The sequence below is a fragment of the uncultured Comamonas sp. genome, assembly GCF_964277875.1.
Classification (GTDB): Bacteria; Pseudomonadota; Gammaproteobacteria; order Burkholderiales; family Burkholderiaceae_C; genus Comamonas; species Comamonas sediminis.
In genome coordinates, this window is record NZ_CAXYJV010000036.1 from 1 (window position 1) to 15,352 (window position 15,352).

The window sequence follows — 15,352 nt, forward strand, 5'->3', positions numbered from 1 at the left end:
GTAGCTATTGACAAGGAAGACAACGCAGCGGATCGCCCGAGACCGCGTTCAGACCACGGCAGGGAGTTTTGCAGAGGATCCCAATGGGCTAGCTTGCATGGTGCCGCTCTCAATGATTCGTGTCTAATGTTTTATGTGGATGGATTGATATTCAAATCGAATCATTCAATGGGGAAATTGACCACTGTTAAAAAAACAGGTATTTCGCCCCAGCGCCCTGCTGCAGCCTGCCTAGAATGCAAGGCTTAGCCATGATTTTCACCAGGACATCCCCATGCAATGCAGCAGCTTTATCGCCACCAGCCTCGACGGTTTTATTGCCAAAACCGATGGCAGCCTGGACTGGCTCAATGCCGCCAATGCCACCGTGCCTGAAGGGGAAGACTGCGGCTATGCGCAGTACATGGCCGGTGTGGATGTGATCCTGATGGGGCGCAAAACTTTTGACACGGTGCTGGGCTTTGGCGCCTGGCCGTATGACAAGCCGGTCTATGTGGTGTCCCGCCAGTGGAGCGCCCTGCCCGCTGGCGCGCCCGCTACTGCACAGCTGTGGAAGGGCAGTCTGCCGGCACTCCGCACCCATCTGGCCGCCAGCGGCGTGCGCGCGGCCTATGTGGATGGCGGCCAGCTGATCCAGTCCTTTATCAACGCGCAGCTGCTCGACGAGATCACCATCACCCACATTCCCGTGCTGCTGGGCAGCGGCCTGCCGCTGTTCGGGCCCTTGGGGGATGGCTGCAGCACGGTGACAGCCCAGCATCTGCAGACGCGCAGCTATGACTTTGGCTTTGTGCAGAGTGACTACCGGCTGCTTTATGCGGCAGCGGGGCAGCCACAGGACGGGACCCAGGCTGGCGCCTAAGCCGCCACCGCCCGCCGCACAAAACGCCCAGCACGCGCCGGCAAGGCGCCCGCCTCTTCGGTGTAGCTGAGCACGCCATTGACCCAGACGGCTTCCACGCCCACGCTGCGCTGCTTGGGGTTTTCAAAGGTGGCCTGGTCCTGGATGCGGGCGGGGTCGAACACGACCACGTCGGCGGCCTTGCCGGCGGCCAGCAGGCCGCGGTCGGCCATGCGAAAGCGCTGGGCCGACATGCCCGTCATCTTGTGCACCGCCTGGGCGAGGCTCAGCACGCCCTTTTCGCGCCAGTACATGGCCAGCACGCGGGGGAAGGCGCCCCAGAGCCGGGGGTGTGGGCGCTCGTCGTTGGGCAGGCCGTCCGAGCCGATCATGGCCAGCGGGTGGCGGATGACGCGCTCCACATCGTCTTCGCGCATCTGGAAGTAGCAGGCATTGCCGGGCTTGAGGCGCACGCAGGCGTCGTATTCGCTCATGCCCCAGTCCTTCGCAATATCACGCAGGTAGCGGCCGCCCACCTCGGGGTGGGGCTCGCTGCGGGTGATCAGGATATCGATCACGCCATCGACCAGGTCCTCGCGCAGTACGGTGGAGCCGGCGGTGTAGGGGTAGACGTCCATCGACAGCTCTTGCTGCTGCGCCAGTTTGTCGGCCAGCGGCAAGGTCTGCAGCGTGCGGCCCCAGTTGGCCGAGCCCGCGCATTTGTGGTGCGACAGCACCAGCGGCAGGCCCGACTGCCGGGCCGTGCCAGCGGCCTCCAGCATGGCCTCCAGAATGCCTTCGAGCTCGTCGCGGATATGGGTGGCATAGACGCCGCCATGCCGGGCGGCCACGGTGGCTACCGCTACCAGCTCCTGCATGTCCGCCGCATACGCCTCGCGGTAGAAGATGCCGCTGGACAGGCCCAGCGCGCCGGCCTGCATGGCCTCGTGCATGTCCTGGGCCATGGCCTCGCGCTCGGCCGCATTGGCCGGGCGGCTCAGATCGGCCATGTGTTTGATGCGCAGCGAGGTGTGGCCCAGCAGCGCGGCGATATTGATGGAGGGTTGCGCCGCATCCACGGCGGCTGCGTAATCCTGCATGCTGCCAAAGCGGAACTGCTGGTCGCCCAGCAGCGACAGCGGTGCCGGCGGATGCGCCGTCACCACCGGTGCCAGCGAGATGCCGCAGTTGCCCGCGATCACCGTGGTCACCCCTTGCGAGAGCTTGGGCAGCATGGCCGGGCTGTTCAGCGCGGCCGCATCGTCGTGGGTGTGTACATCGATAAAGCCCGGTGCAATCACCTTGGCCGTGCAGTCGATCTGCAGCGGGTCCTGCGCCTTCCAGTCGGCCAGCGCTGCCTGCTGTGCGGCGCCGGCCGCACCATCGCGGGCAAACACGCCGATGATGCGCCCACCCTGCAGCCACACATCACCCACAAACTCCGACAGGCCGGTGCCATCCACCACCGTGCCATTGCTCAACCACACTCTGCGTTCCATTGTTGTATCTCCAGGCACTGCTGCCGGCTGCCATCAGCCGGCGGTTGGGCCTTGTTGTTTGGTGGGGGCGGGTGCATCCCCTTTGCGCTGCTGCGCGGGCTGCTGAAAGCCCATGTATTCATAGCTGTCAAAGCCATGGGTCTCCAGCAGCCGCTTGTACTGCTGCATGCCCGTGACCACGCGCGGCCCCAGAATCTGCGCCAGGCGCACCATCATGATTTCGATCACCACCAGGTGGGCCAGGTAGGCCTCGGTGCCCACGCGCATCACCGCGTCCTGGGGCACATTCACCGCCAGTACGTGGTCGGCCATCTCGGCCAGCGGCGTGTCCGGCTGGGTCAGGGCCACCACGGTGGCGCCCTGCTGCTTGGCAAACTGCGCCGCCTCCAGGGTGTAGGGCATGCGCCCCACATGCGATATCACAAAGGCCACGCCGTTCTTGCCCAAGGTCGAGGCCGACACCAGCTGCTGGTGCGCATCGAAGATGGCGTTGGACGTGAGACCCAGGCGGAACAAGCGGCTTTGCAGCTCCTGCGCCATGAAGGACGAGGCCGCCCCGACCGAGTAGCAATCGATGCGCGAGGCCTTGGCCATCTTGCCGGCCACCTCGTCGATCAGCGCCGCATCCAGGCGCTGGCCCAGGTTGGCAATCGCACCGGCAGCGGCATGCACGATCTTGCTGACCACCTCGGCGGTGGAGTCGTCCTGCTGCACGCTGCGGTGCAGGTGCGATCCCGACACCGCCAAGGTCTGCGCCAGTGCCACCATGAACTCGCGCACCGAGGCATAGCCAAAGCGGCGGCACATGCGCACGATCGTCGGCATGGACACATTCGCCTGCAGCGCCAGCTGCTCGACGGTGGCCAGCACGGCGGCGCCCGGGTCGCGCAGGATCACATCGATGACCTGGCGCTGGGCCAGCGGCAGCGCGGCCTGCTGCTGTTGCAGCAACTGCAGGCTCAGCGCTGTTTTGGAACTGGCCATTTCAGAACCTTGTCTCGATCGCATCGACCAGGTTCCAGGCATCGTCCACTACCGGGATCCAGCGCCACTTGTCAAACGTGGTGCAAGGGTGGGAGATGCCCAGCGCAATGCGGTCGCCCACGGCCGGTGCGCCCTGCGCCGGGTCAAAGCGCAGGTAGGCATGCTGGTCGTTCAGGGCCGAGATCGTCCAGCCGGCAGGCGCGGGCTGCGCCGTTTGGCTGCCGCGCGGCGCATGGCGCTGCACCGATGGCATCTCCAGGTCGTAGGAGATATCGCGGCGGCCGCAGGTCAGCAAGGCCAGGCCTGGCTCCGGCACGGACTGCACCATGGCCCAGACCTCCAGCGCGGCCTGCAGCGAGTCGGTCACGCCCTCGCGCTGCTCGACCAGCTTGAGCAGGCGCCGGTAGTTGCCATGGTCATGGGTGATGTAGCAGCCCGAGCGCAGCACGCCGGTAAAGGCACGCGACAGGCCCGCGCCCTGCAGCAACGGCACCACCAGGTCAAAAATGGCCGATCCGCCAGCGCTCAGGATCGGTGCCTCCTCAGGCAGCAGGCCCTGGGCATCGCAGGCCTTGGCAATGTCGACCACGCGGCGCACCAGCTCGGCGACGGCGGGGATGTCATGGGCGCTGTCGCACTGGGTCAGGCCCCCTTCATAGCATTCGATGCCGCCCAGCTGGGCACTGCTGCTGGCATGGATGGCCTGGGCCAGCGCCAGTGCGTCCTCCTGGCTGCGCACACCGGTGCGCTGGCCGGGAATGCCCACCTCGATCAGCACATCAAAGCGGCGTGCGCTGTTGCGTGCGCGGCTCCAGTCCTCGATGCAGCGCAGCTGGCTGATCGAGTCCACCAGGAACCAGACACGCAGATCCGCGTGCTGGCTCAGCAAGGCGTCCAGCCCATCCAGATCGGCAGGTGCCACCACCTGGTTGGCAATGATGGCGCGGCGCGCACCGGCCTCCACCCCCACGGCCAGCTGGAAGATGGTCGCAAAGGTCAGCCCCCAGGCGCCACCTTTGAGCTGCAGGTCAAACAGCTGGGGCGACATGGTGGTCTTGCCATGCGGCGCAAACTGGATCTGGCGGCGTGCCGCATAGTCCTGCATCCAGCGGGCGTTGTGGGCCAGGGCCGACTGGCGGATGACGGCCAGCGGATAAGGCAGGTCATCGCGCAGCACATTCCAGCCGCGTGCGGCCAATGCAGAGGCTTGGGTGGGATCAGCAGCCAGCGGGTAGCTCTTGCTGCGCGCGTCAATCAAAAAATCGGGTTGCATGGTTCACTCTCTCAATCTTGGACTTTCCAGCAGGCCTGCAGATGGCCTTCGGCCACGGGGCGCAGCTGCATATCAGCCTGGGCGCAACGCGCCTCGGCCTGCGGGCAACGGGTACGAAAGACGCAACCACTCGGTGGGTTCTTGGGGCTGGGCAGGTCACCCGACAGCAGCGGAATGCTGCGCCGCTGGGCCGGGTCCGGAATCGGTGCGGCTGCCAGCAAGGCCTGGGTATAGGGGTGGCGCGGCCGGGCATACAAGGCCTCGGTCGGTGCCACTTCCACCACACGGCCCAGATACAGGACCACCACGCGATCGCAGAGGTATTCCACCACATCCAAATCGTGCGAGATGAAGAGCAGCGTCAATCCAAGGCGATCTTTGAGGTCGCCCAGCAAATTGACCACCTGCGCCTGGATGGACACATCCAGCGCGGACAGCGGCTCATCGGCCACGATAAAGCGCGGCTCCACCGCCAACGCCCGGGCAATGCCGATGCGCTGGCGCTGGCCGCCGGAGAACTCATGCGGAAAGCTCTCGGCATGTTCGGGTCTGAGGCCCACCTGGTCCAGCAGCTCGGCAATGCGCTGCTGGCGCGCCGCACCGGGCGCCAGCCCGTGGGTGGACAGCGCCTCGCCCAGCACATCGCGGATGCGCATGCGCGGGTTCAGGCTGGCATAGGGATCCTGAAAGATGATCTGGATATCGGCACGCAGTGGCCGCATCGCGCTGGGGCCCAGGTGCGCCAGGTCCACGGTCTCGCCGCCCTGCTTGCGAAAATGCAGCTCGCCGTCGGTCGGCTCGATCAGCCGCGTCAGCAGCCGGCCGATGGTGCTTTTGCCGGAGCCGGACTCGCCGACCAGGCCCAGGGTCTCACCGGGGTAAATGTCGAAGGAAACATCCTGCACCGCGCGCACCGGGTGGGCGCCGCTGCCAAACTGCTTGCTCAAATGCTGGATGCGCACCAGCGGCTCAGCCGCTGCGGGCGCTGCCGTGGCCACCTCGGCCGGGCGTTCCAGGGTGTCGGTCATGCTCATGCGGCTTCTCCTGCGCGAATGCAGCGCACCTGGCGCTCGCTGGGCTGGGCATCGTTGCCGGTGCGCCATGTCTCCAGGCCGGGCATGGCCTGCTCGCAGGCGTTCAGGCGCTTGCTGCAGCGCGGCGCAAAGGCGCAGCCGGGCGGCGGGCTCAAGGGGCTGGAGACCTGGCCGGGGATGGCATCCAGGCGGCGCCGCCCCACAAAGGCCGGCTTGCCACCGGCGCGCAGCGCGGCGGCCTCGGCCAGCTCGCGCTGGCGCGCCATGCCGGGAAGGCAGCCCAGCAGGCCCTGGGTATAGGGGTGCTGGGGCGCGGCAAACAGCGCATGCACGCTGGCGGTCTCGACAATGCGGCCGGCATACATCACCGCAATCGCATCGGCGTACTGCGCCACCACGCCCAGGTTGTGGGTCACAAACAGAATGCTCATGCCCGTCTCCTTTTGCAGCCGGCCCATCAGGGCCAGGATCTGCGCCTGGATGGTCACATCCAGCGCGGTGGTGGGCTCGTCGGCAATCAGCAGGCTCGGGTCGCAGGCCATGGCCAGCGCAATCATCACCCGCTGGCGCATGCCGCCAGACAGCTGGTGCGGGTACTCATGCACGCGCTGGGCGGCAGCCGGTATCTCCACCAGCTCCAGCATGCGCTGGGCATGGGCCAAGGCCGCCGCCTTGCCCAGGCCCTTGTGCAGGCGCACCGATTCGGCAATCTGCTCGCCCACAGTCAGCACCGGGTTCAGGCTGGTCATGGGCTCCTGGAACACCATCGCCAGCTCATTGCCGCGCAGCGCACGCAGGGACTTGGCATCCAGCGACAGCAGATCCACCGTGCGGCCATCGCGCTGCACAAACCGGGCCTGGCCCCGCACCTGGGCTTGCGAGGTCTTGGCATGCAGGCCCATCAGCGACAGGCTGGTGACCGACTTGCCCGAACCCGACTCGCCCACAAGGGCCAGGGTCTGGCCCGGCAGAATCTGAAAGCTCACATCGGAGACGCTCTGGATGCGCCCGCCTTCGGTGGCGAACGAGGTCGACAGCGAGCGCACATCCAGGCGGGGCGCGGCCAGGCGTGGCGCGGCCAGGCTGGCGGCCGCTGCAGGGGTGGCGGTGTTCATCATGATTTGTTCTTCAGCTTGGGGTCGAGCAGATCGCGCACACCGTCGCCCAGCAGCTGCAGCGACAGCGCCGTCAGCACAATGGCCACGCCGGGGGTCAGAATGGTCCAGAACGCCTTGTCGGCATATTCCAGGCTGCCGGCAATCATCGTGCCCCAGGTGGGGATGTCAGGCGGCACGCCCACGCCCAGAAAGGACAGGCCCGCCTCGGCCAGGATGGCATAGGCAAAGATGAAGGTGACCTGTACCAGCACCGGCGACAGCAGGTTGGGGAGGATGTGGCGCCACAGAATCAGCGGCGTGCGCACGCCCAGCGCCTTGGCGGCATCGACAAACAGCAGCTCGCGCAGCACCAGCGTGGAGGCGCGCACCACGCGGGCCACACGCGGCGTGTAGACGATGGTCAGCGCCAGAATCACATTCCACAGCGAGGCACCCAGGATCGACACCAGCGCAATGCCCAGCAGGATGTCGGGGAAGGCCATCATCGCGTCGACCAGGCGCATCAGCGGTGCATCGAGGCGGCGGAAGTAGCCGGCCAGCATGCCCAGCAAGGTGCCCAGCACCACGGCGCCCAGCGCGGTGAACAGGCCAATCATCAGCGAGTAGCGCGCGCCGTAGATGATGCGCGCCATCACATCGCGGCCCAGCTCATCGTTGCCGGCCCAGTGCGCCCACGAAGGCGCATGCAGGCGCATGCTGATATTCATGTCATTGGGGTCGGAGTCGGTCAGCAGCGGGTAGAGCAACGCGGTGGCGGCAATCAGCAGCAGCACCAAGGCACTCGCCAGCACCACCTTGCGCGCAAACAGCCGGCGCAAGGTCTTGAACCAGGGGGACTGGGCCCAGCCGCCGCGCGCGGGCAGCGGCAATGCCGTTGGGGAGGCGTTCATCATTGGCCCTCCAGACGAATGCGGGGATCCACCACCGTGTAGAGCAGGTCGATCGCGAGGTTGATGAAAACGTAGATGGCGGCAATGACGAGCAAGGTGCCCTGGATGACCGGGTAATCGCGCCGCAGCACGGCCCGCACCACCAGGTTGCCCACGCCGGGCAGATTGAACACGGTCTCGGTCACCACCGTGCCGCCAATCATCAAGGCCAGGGTCAGGCCCAGCACGGTGACGACCGGCACCAGCGCATTGCGCAGCACATGCTTGACCAGCACCACCGACTCACCCAGGCCCTTGGCCCGGGCGGTGCGCACATAGTCCTCGCCCAGAATGTCGAGCACCGAGGCGCGGGTGAAGCGGATGATCAGCGCCGAGTTGAGCACGCCCAGCACCAGCGCCGGCAGCAGCAGATGCTGCAGGCGGTCGCCAAAGCTGGCGTCCGGATCGCCATAGCCCGAGGCCGGGAACCAGCCCAGGTGCACGGCAAACACCTGGATCAGGATCAGGCCGAACCAGAAGCTGGGGATGCTCGCGCCCAGCATCGCAATGCTGCTGAGCACCTGGTCGATCCAGCTGCCACGCCACACGGCTGCGGCCATACCACAGGGCACACCGATCAACGCGGCAATCGACACGGCGAACAGCGCCAGAAACATCGTGGGCTCGGCGCGCTCGAGCAGTGCCTGCGTGACCGGCATCTGCAAGAAGAGAGACTGGCCCAGGTTGCCTTGCAGCACCTGGCCAATCCAGAGCACAAATTGGGTCGTGAGGGGCTTGTCCAGCCCGTACTGCACGCGCGCGGCAGCAATATCGGCGGCGGTGGCCTGGTCACCCAGCAGCAGCGCTACCGGATCGCCCGACGCCAGACGCGTGAGCAGGAACACCAGCACGGCCACCAGGGCGAGCACCACCACAGCGCCGCCCAGGCGCTTGACTAAAAAATGCAGCATGGCTGAACTCGAGAGTCGCTGGGGCTTACTGGCTCAGCGAGGTGTTCCAGAAGAAAGGCCAGGGCATGGGCTGGTAGCCCTGCAGCTTGGACGAGCGTGCCGACAGCGCGTTGAACTTGCCCACTTCGACAAAGGGCACCTCGTCATAGACCAGCGCCTGCACCTTGCCCCAGAGCGGGCCGCGCTTGGCCACATCGGGCTCGCCATTGAAAGCGGCAAGCGCGGCCTTCTTGGTCTCGGTCTCCCACCAGCCCGGCGCGCCGCTGCCCATCTGGGGGGGCGACAGCATCGGCTCAGGGAACAGGCCCGAGTGGGTCATGTAGACATCCCAGAGCTTGGCATCGTTGCGGCGCTGTACCAGGGTGGCCCAGTCCACCACCTGCAGCTCGGTCTTGAAGCCGGCGCGCTTCAAGTGCTCGGCCATCACCAGCGCCATGTTGTAGTGGAACTCATACTGGCGGCTGGCCATGATGCGGATCGGCTCGGACTTGTAGCCGGCCTTGGCGGCCTGGTCCTTGGCCAGCTGCGGGTTCTTCTGGTTGTACTGCTTGGCACCGGCATCCGAGTAGTACGGCGTGCCCTTGGCAAAGAAGTTGGGCTCGGCGGCGAAGAAGCGCTTGTCGCCAAAACCGGCCTGCAGCATCTCGGCCGGGCCCATTGCGGTCTGCACCGCCTGGCGCAGCTCCTTCTTGGCCAGCACCCCTTCCTTGGTGTTGAAGACGATATAGGGGAAGCCAAAGTTCTGCGTGACGATCGGCACCACGTTGGGCGCAGCCTTTTCCAGGCGGCCTACCGATTCGACCTGCAGCAGGTCGGCGTACTGGAACTGGCCCGAGAGCACACCCTCGACCCGCGTCGTCGCATTGGGCACCGGCACAAAGCGCAGCTCATCGAGCTGGGCCTCGCGCTTGCCGGCGTAGCCACTGGCGGGCTCGCTGCGCGCGGCGTACTGGTCAAAACGTGGCAGCACGGTGAACTGGTCGGGCTTGCGTTCCTTGAGTTGGTAAGGGCCCGTGCCGATGAAATCCTTGAGCACCGGTGCCACCGCTTCCTTGGGCATGATGCCGGCCATGCCGCTGGGCATCGCCAGGTGGGCCAGCAGCGGTGCATACACCGCCTTGAGCTTGATCTCCACCGTCTGCGGGTTCTTGGCGGTCATGCTGGCAATCTCCTGGCCCACGGCCTTGCCACGTGCCGACACGTCCATCCAGCGCTGCAGCGAGGCGACCACATCATCGGCCACCATCTCCTTGCCGTTGTGGAACTTGACGCCCTTGCGCAACGTGATGGTGTAGGTCAGGCCATCGGCAGAAATCACGGGCATGGCCTGGGCCAGCATGGGCTGGAGGTTCCACTGCGCATCAAAGGTGAAGAGCGGCTCGTAGACATGCTGCATGATGGTGCCCACCAGGTCGGTGGAGCTGACCATCGGATCCAGACTCTGGGGCTCGCCAATCATCGCCAGATTGGCGGCACCGCCCTTGTGGGCTGCCTGGGCCCAGGCGCTGCCCGCTGGCAGGCCTGCGCAGCCGGCAGCCAACAGGGCTGCGGCAAGCAGTTGGCGACGGGACGTGCGGACACGCAAGGCAAGGGCGTTCATGGGGCAGGCTTTCATCGAAGGGGTGAAGAAATTTTTTTACACCACAACCGCTAAAAACCGCCTTCAAATCGATTTATTGACAGGTTTATCGGTTGTTGATGTAATATCTTTACATACAGGAGACCCACCCCATGACAGTAATTACCCTAGGCCAAGCCCCTCTCGCATCGGACCGTCTGGCCCGTCCGCTCTCGCCCGCCGTGCGCGCAGGCGACTTTGTTTTTGTCTCGGGCACCGTGCCCACCGATGACCAGGGCCAGGTCGTGCCCGGCGGTATCGAGGCGCAGACCCGCGCCGTGTTCAAGCGCCTGGAAGAGGCCTTGGCGCTGGGCGGCTGCACCTTGGCCGATGTCGCCAAGGTCAACGTCTGGCTCGACGATCCGCGTGATTTCGGCAGCTTCAACCGCGTCTACATGGAGTGCTTTGGCGACCACCGCCCGGCCCGCTCGACCGTGGAATCGCGCCTGATGATCGACGCCAAGGTCGAGATCGACGTGACGGCCTACAAGCCGCTGTAAAACATACGCGCTAAGGCGGAATGAGCGCGCGCAGCAGGCGCGACAGCGGCCCGCTGCAGGCGCTTCTACAATGGCCCGCGCAGACCACGTCTGCGCTTTTTTTGGCCCCTTTTTCACCGCCCATGCCCAAGCCCCCATCCTTTACTGCCCGCGCGCCGGGCGACCTGCGCCCCCGCATGATTGCCATCGACTGGGGCACCACCTCGCTGCGGGGCGTGCGCATCGATGCGCAGGGCCACATCAGCGAGCGGCGCGCGCTGCCCCAAGGCATTCTGCAAGTGGCGCCTGGCGGCTTTGCCGATGCGTTTGCACAGCACTTTGGCGACTGGCTGGCCGAGGACCCGCAGCTGTGCCTGCTGTCGGGCATGGTGGGCAGCCGCCAGGGCTGGCAGGAGGCGCCTTACTGCCCCTGCCCGGCCGATTTTTCCGCGCTGTGCCAGCAGCTGCTCTGGCTCGATGTTCCGCAGCGCGTACCGACGGCCATCGTGCCGGGCATGAGCAGCCTGGCGCAGAGCCAGGTCGATCCCGTGCATGGCGTGCCCGATGTGATGCGCGGCGAGGAAATCCAGGTTATCGGCGCGCTGCGGTTGATGGGCAGCCGCGACGGCCTGCTGCTGCTGCCGGGCACACACAGCAAATGGGTGCAGGCGCAGAACGGCACGATCACCGGCTTCAAGACCTTCATGACCGGCGAGCTGTTTGCGCTGCTGGCCCAGCACTCCATCCTGGGCAAGACCCTGGACAGCGGCGCTGCGCTGGACGAGACCGCCTTCATCCAGGGCCTGGAGCGGGCGCAGTGCCCCGACACCTTGAGCCACCTGCTGTTTGGCACGCGTGCGCTGTCACTGTTTGGCGCGCTCGATCCGGCCCAGTCGGCCAGCTACCTCTCGGGCCTGCTGATTGGCCAGGAGCTGCGCACCATGCCGACGGCTGCGGGCAGCCGCGTCGCCGTCATCGGCTCCAGCACCCTGGTGCAGCGCTACAGCCTGGCGCTGCGCCATGTGGGCTGCGAAGCGGTCGCTTTTGGTGATGAGGCCACCTGGGCCGGCCACCAAGCGATTTACGACCACCTGACCCAGACGACCCTCTCCACACCGCAGTCACTGCCACCCCAGCCATGAACCTGATTCAAACATTCCAGGCCCTGCAGGCCAAGCTGCCGCTGATCGCCATCCTGCGCGGCCTCACCCCCGGCGAGGCTGTGCCCGTGGGTGCCGCCTTGCAATCGGCCGGTTTTGGCCTGTGGGAAGTGCCGCTGAACTCCCCCGATCCGCTCGAGAGCATTGCCGCGATGCGCGAGGCCTATCCCCATGTGCTGGTGGGCGCAGGCACGGTGCTGACGCCCCAGCAGGTGCGCGATGTGCATGCCGCTGGCGGCCAGCTCATCATCTCGCCCAATTGCAACCCGGCCGTGATCGACGAGGCCGTCAAGCTCGGCCTGATCAGCCTGCCTGGCGTCTTCACCCCGACCGAGGCCTTCATGGCGCTGGAGCATGGCGCGCATGGCCTCAAGATCTTCCCGGCCGAGCTGGCATCGCCCGCCGTCATCAAGGCCCTGCTGGCCGTGCTGCCCAAGGGCAGCAACATCTACCCCGTCGGCGGCATTGCGCCAGACAACATGGCCCCCTGGCTGCAAGCGGGCGCGGCAGGCTTTGGCATTGGCTCGGCACTGTTCAAGCCCGGCAAAACAGCCGCGCAGGTGCGTGTGGATGCGCTGGCGTTTGCAGAAAATTTTCGCGCTTCAAAGGCCGGCTGATCGGACTGATCCTCTGATGTCAACGCCGTAAAAAAGGCCTGCCCCCCGTAACGGGAGCAGGCCTTTTGCTTGGGCCACAGCCTCGTGCTTATTGCATCTGCTGCAGATTGCCGATGCGCACTAGCATCTCAGTGAACATCTGCATATCGGCCTGCAGATCCGGCACTTCCTTGTACTCCAGCGCATTGTGCGCGGTGTACTTTTTGCCGGGCATCGCAGGGCCAAAGTTGATGGCATTGGGCATCAGCTTGGCGGTGGTGCTGCCGGCGGTGGGCACGGGCTTGGCATCCAGGCCGGTGGTGTCGCCAAAGATGTTCAACAGGGTCGAGAGCCAGGCACCCTTGGGGTCGCGGGCCATCCAGTTGCCTTGGGTGTAGTCGATCTTGACGGGCACCTGGGTGGCAGCGCTCCAGTTGGCAATGCCCTTTTCCACTTCGGCCTTCAGTTGCTCGGGCGATTTGCCGCGCGGCATGCGGGCATTGGCGGTCACTTCCAGCTGGCCATTGCCAGGCTTGATCAGGTTGGGCGAAATCGTCAGTGGGCCCATGAAGTCGTCGGCGTAGGCGACATTCAGGCCCTTGCCAAAGTAGTCCATGCCAAACACGCCATTGATGTAGCGCACCGCTTCGCTGTACTGGTTCTGTTGCACCAGAGGCTGGCCCTGGGCGGGCATCAGCGCCGATTGCAGCAGCAAGGCCAGGCGCGGCACGGGATTCACGCCTTCTTCGGGTCGCGAGCCGTGGGCGGAGCTGCCGGTCACCTTGATATCGATCTTGTTGGCGCTGCTCACCAGGTCCACGCTGAACTTGCCAAACTGCTGGTTGCTGGCCACAAAGCCATCCTTGGCAGCCTGCAGCTTCTGGGCCACGGCGGCCAGCGCAGCGGCATTGCCAGCCTCGATCGTTGCCGTGGCGGTCTGGGCAATCGCATTGGCCGATGCGGCGCCCGCCATCGCGGTGATGGCCGGTTGCTGCGGGTCGGTCTTCACATCGGCAAAGCTGGCCTTGATGGCGCCCGTGCCTTTTTCAGCCACCACGGCCGGGTACTTGCTGTCGAGCACGATGTTGTAGTCGGGCAGCTTGGTCTTGTCACGGTAGTACTTCATCGCATCACCACCGGTCTCTTCGGTGGTTTCGATCATCAGGCGGATGCTGCGCTGCAAAGGCAGCTGCGATTGCTTGACGGCCTTCATCGCATACAGCACCGTGGCGATCGAGCCCTTGTCGTCGATGGTGCCGCGCCCGTAGAGCTTGTCGCCCACGCGGGTGACCTTGAAGGGGTCGAGCTGCTGGCCATCCACCACCCATTCGGCCGGCACCACCGGCACCACATCGGCATGGGTCAGGATGCCGAACTCTTCGGTGCCTTTGCCGGGCAAGGTCACTTCAAAAATGCGGTTGTCCACATTGCGGTACTGCAGGCCAAAGTCCTGGGCCATCTTTTCCACCATGCGGCCAAAGTCGATGATGGCCGGGCTTTCGTGCGGCGGCACCTTGGGGTCGCGCACCGTTGGCAGCGCCACCATCTGGGTGATGCTGCTGAGCACCTGGTGCTCTTGCGTCAGGCGGGTGTAGAGGCCCAGCAGACGGGCCACATTGGCCAGGTCATCGCCTTGCAGCTGCTCGCCTTGCGTGTAGCGCTGCACCGCTGGCGCTACACGCTTGTCCTGCTTGGCGGCGTTCTGCAGAAACTGTGCAAAGGTCGCCGGCGTCTTCACCGCTTCGGCGGCAATCGCATCCAGCGCCGGCTTTTGCAGCAGCTGGGCCTGGGCGCCGGCGGCTGCCAAGGCAATGCCCAAGGCGATGGCGGTGTGGCGGAATACGGTCTTCATAGCAAACCTCGTCTCTTATTTTGGAAAGCCGAAAGAATAGCCGCTTTCCGCATTGCCGAACGCCAGATAACTTCGCAAAACCGGAGCCGAGCATCCGGAACATGCCCGCTTGGTATCGGATGCAGACAACGCGTGGGGCCACCTGCTGTTAAACGCTGTGCGGCGGCTGGATCAGGCGTATTTCTTGGCCCCTGCCACGCAGACCACGGCCACCAGGGTCACGACCAGCATCGACCCGCTGACCTGCTCCTGCAGCAGCACAGCAGCCAGCGCCAAACCCATAAAAGGCTGCAGCAGCTGCAGCTGGCCCACCGCCGCAATGCCCCCTTGTGCCAGGCCCCGGTACCAGAACACAAAGCCGATCAGCTGGCTGAACACGGCCACATAGACAAAGCTGAGCCAGGTGGCGCTGCGCACATGCGCCAGGCTGGCAGGGGCCAGCCACAGCGCCAACGGCAGCATCAGCGGCAGCGACAAAATCAAGGCCCAGCTGATGACCTGCCAGCCGCCCAGCTTGCGCGAAAGGCGCGCGCCCTCGGCATAGCCCATGCCGCAGACCAGCACGGCGCCCAGCATCAGCAGATCGCCGATGAGCGAGCCCTGCCCACCTCCCAGGGCTGCATAGCCCGCCACCACCGCCGCCCCCGCGAGCGAGAACACCCAGAACAGGCCCCTGGGCCGTTCCCCCCCGCGCAGCACCGCAAAAATCGCGGTGGACAGCGGCAGCAAGCCGACAAAGACAATCGAATGGGCAGAGGTCATGTGCTGCAGTGCCAAGGCCGTCAGCAGCGGAAATCCCACCACCACGCCCAAGGCCGCAATCGCGAGCGACGGCACATCGGCTGCCGCAGGCCGGCGCGCACGCTGGGCCAGCAAAAACCCACCACCCAGCAGCGCTGCCACCACGGCGCGGGCACAGGTCAAAAAACTGGGGTTCAAATCCGCCACCGCCACCCGCGTGGCCGGCAGCGAACCGGCAAAAATCGCCACCCCCACCAGGCCATTGACCCAGCCGGCCGTACTTTTCTCCATGCAAGACTCCTTGATCGAGCCAGCAG

General features: G+C 65.6%; 14 protein-coding genes. 4 read left to right on the forward strand and 10 right to left on the reverse strand.

Translation table 11 applies throughout. From position 1 onward, the window contains the following. Window positions 1-274: 274 nt before the first annotated feature. Window positions 275-862, forward strand: a complete 588-nt coding sequence (locus ACHWUQ_RS12960; RefSeq protein WP_394681387.1) for a dihydrofolate reductase family protein — start codon at window positions 275-277, stop codon at window positions 860-862. Here ACHWUQ_RS12960 and ACHWUQ_RS12965 read toward each other — a convergent pair. The 8 genes from ACHWUQ_RS12965 to ACHWUQ_RS13000 are packed head-to-tail and all read right to left on the reverse strand — an operon-like array spanning window position 859 to window position 10,189. After that, entirely contained in the window at window positions 859-2,340 is a 1,482-nt protein-coding gene (locus ACHWUQ_RS12965) for an amidohydrolase family protein (protein WP_394681388.1), read from the reverse strand. The two genes, ACHWUQ_RS12960 and ACHWUQ_RS12965, sit on opposite strands and share 4 nt — an antisense overlap. Before the next feature lie 33 nt (window positions 2,341-2,373). Then, window positions 2,374-3,324 (reverse strand): MurR/RpiR family transcriptional regulator, encoded by a 951-nt coding sequence (locus ACHWUQ_RS12970; RefSeq protein WP_312528269.1) that lies wholly within the window; start codon window positions 3,322-3,324, stop codon window positions 2,374-2,376. A gap of 1 nt (window position 3,325) precedes the next feature. Beyond that, window positions 3,326-4,597, reverse strand: coding sequence for an amino acid deaminase (locus ACHWUQ_RS12975; RefSeq protein WP_394681389.1), 1,272 nt, complete (start codon window positions 4,595-4,597; stop codon window positions 3,326-3,328). A gap of 11 nt (window positions 4,598-4,608) precedes the next feature. Next, window positions 4,609-5,625, reverse strand: coding sequence for an ABC transporter ATP-binding protein (locus tag ACHWUQ_RS12980; RefSeq protein ID WP_394681456.1), 1,017 nt, complete (start codon window positions 5,623-5,625; stop codon window positions 4,609-4,611). Window positions 5,626-5,627: 2 nt separating this feature from the next. Next, the gene (locus ACHWUQ_RS12985) at window positions 5,628-6,746 is read right to left on the reverse strand and encodes an ABC transporter ATP-binding protein (RefSeq protein ID WP_394681457.1); all 1,119 of its coding nucleotides are present in this window, start codon (window positions 6,744-6,746) and stop codon (window positions 5,628-5,630) included. Then, a complete protein-coding gene (locus tag ACHWUQ_RS12990) occupies window positions 6,746-7,639 on the reverse strand; it encodes an ABC transporter permease (protein ID WP_373450361.1) in 894 nt (297 codons plus the stop codon). The genes ACHWUQ_RS12985 and ACHWUQ_RS12990 overlap by 1 nt, the downstream gene beginning before the upstream one ends. Further along, entirely contained in the window at window positions 7,639-8,589 is a 951-nt protein-coding gene (locus ACHWUQ_RS12995) for an ABC transporter permease (RefSeq protein ID WP_133855104.1), read from the reverse strand. Before ACHWUQ_RS12995 ends, ACHWUQ_RS12990 begins: the two co-directional genes overlap by 1 nt. 25 nt (window positions 8,590-8,614) lie before the next feature. Further along, window positions 8,615-10,189 (reverse strand): ABC transporter substrate-binding protein, encoded by a 1,575-nt coding sequence (locus ACHWUQ_RS13000; protein ID WP_394681390.1) that lies wholly within the window; start codon window positions 10,187-10,189, stop codon window positions 8,615-8,617. 131 nt (window positions 10,190-10,320) lie between these two features. Here ACHWUQ_RS13000 and ACHWUQ_RS13005 point away from each other — a divergent pair, with 131 nt between their 5' ends. The 3 genes from ACHWUQ_RS13005 to ACHWUQ_RS13015 all read left to right on the forward strand — a co-directional run bounded on the left by ACHWUQ_RS13005 (window position 10,321) and on the right by ACHWUQ_RS13015 (window position 12,463). After that, window positions 10,321-10,707, forward strand: coding sequence for a RidA family protein (locus tag ACHWUQ_RS13005; protein WP_133855106.1), 387 nt, complete (start codon window positions 10,321-10,323; stop codon window positions 10,705-10,707). 122 nt (window positions 10,708-10,829) lie between these two features. Next, complete coding sequence (locus ACHWUQ_RS13010; RefSeq protein ID WP_394681391.1) at window positions 10,830-11,828, forward strand: 2-dehydro-3-deoxygalactonokinase; 999 nt, start codon at window positions 10,830-10,832, stop codon at window positions 11,826-11,828. Further along, window positions 11,825-12,463, forward strand: coding sequence for a 2-dehydro-3-deoxy-6-phosphogalactonate aldolase (locus ACHWUQ_RS13015; protein WP_394681392.1), 639 nt, complete (start codon window positions 11,825-11,827; stop codon window positions 12,461-12,463). The genes ACHWUQ_RS13010 and ACHWUQ_RS13015 overlap by 4 nt, the downstream gene beginning before the upstream one ends. An 88-nt stretch (window positions 12,464-12,551) precedes the next feature. Here ACHWUQ_RS13015 and ACHWUQ_RS13020 read toward each other — a convergent pair whose 3' ends face one another. Continuing rightward, entirely contained in the window at window positions 12,552-14,294 is a 1,743-nt protein-coding gene (locus tag ACHWUQ_RS13020; RefSeq protein WP_394681393.1) for a dipeptidase, read from the reverse strand. 171 nt (window positions 14,295-14,465) lie between these two features. Beyond that, complete coding sequence (locus ACHWUQ_RS13025) at window positions 14,466-15,326, reverse strand: DMT family transporter (RefSeq protein ID WP_394681394.1); 861 nt, start codon at window positions 15,324-15,326, stop codon at window positions 14,466-14,468. Between the last annotated feature and the right edge of the window lie 26 nt (window positions 15,327-15,352).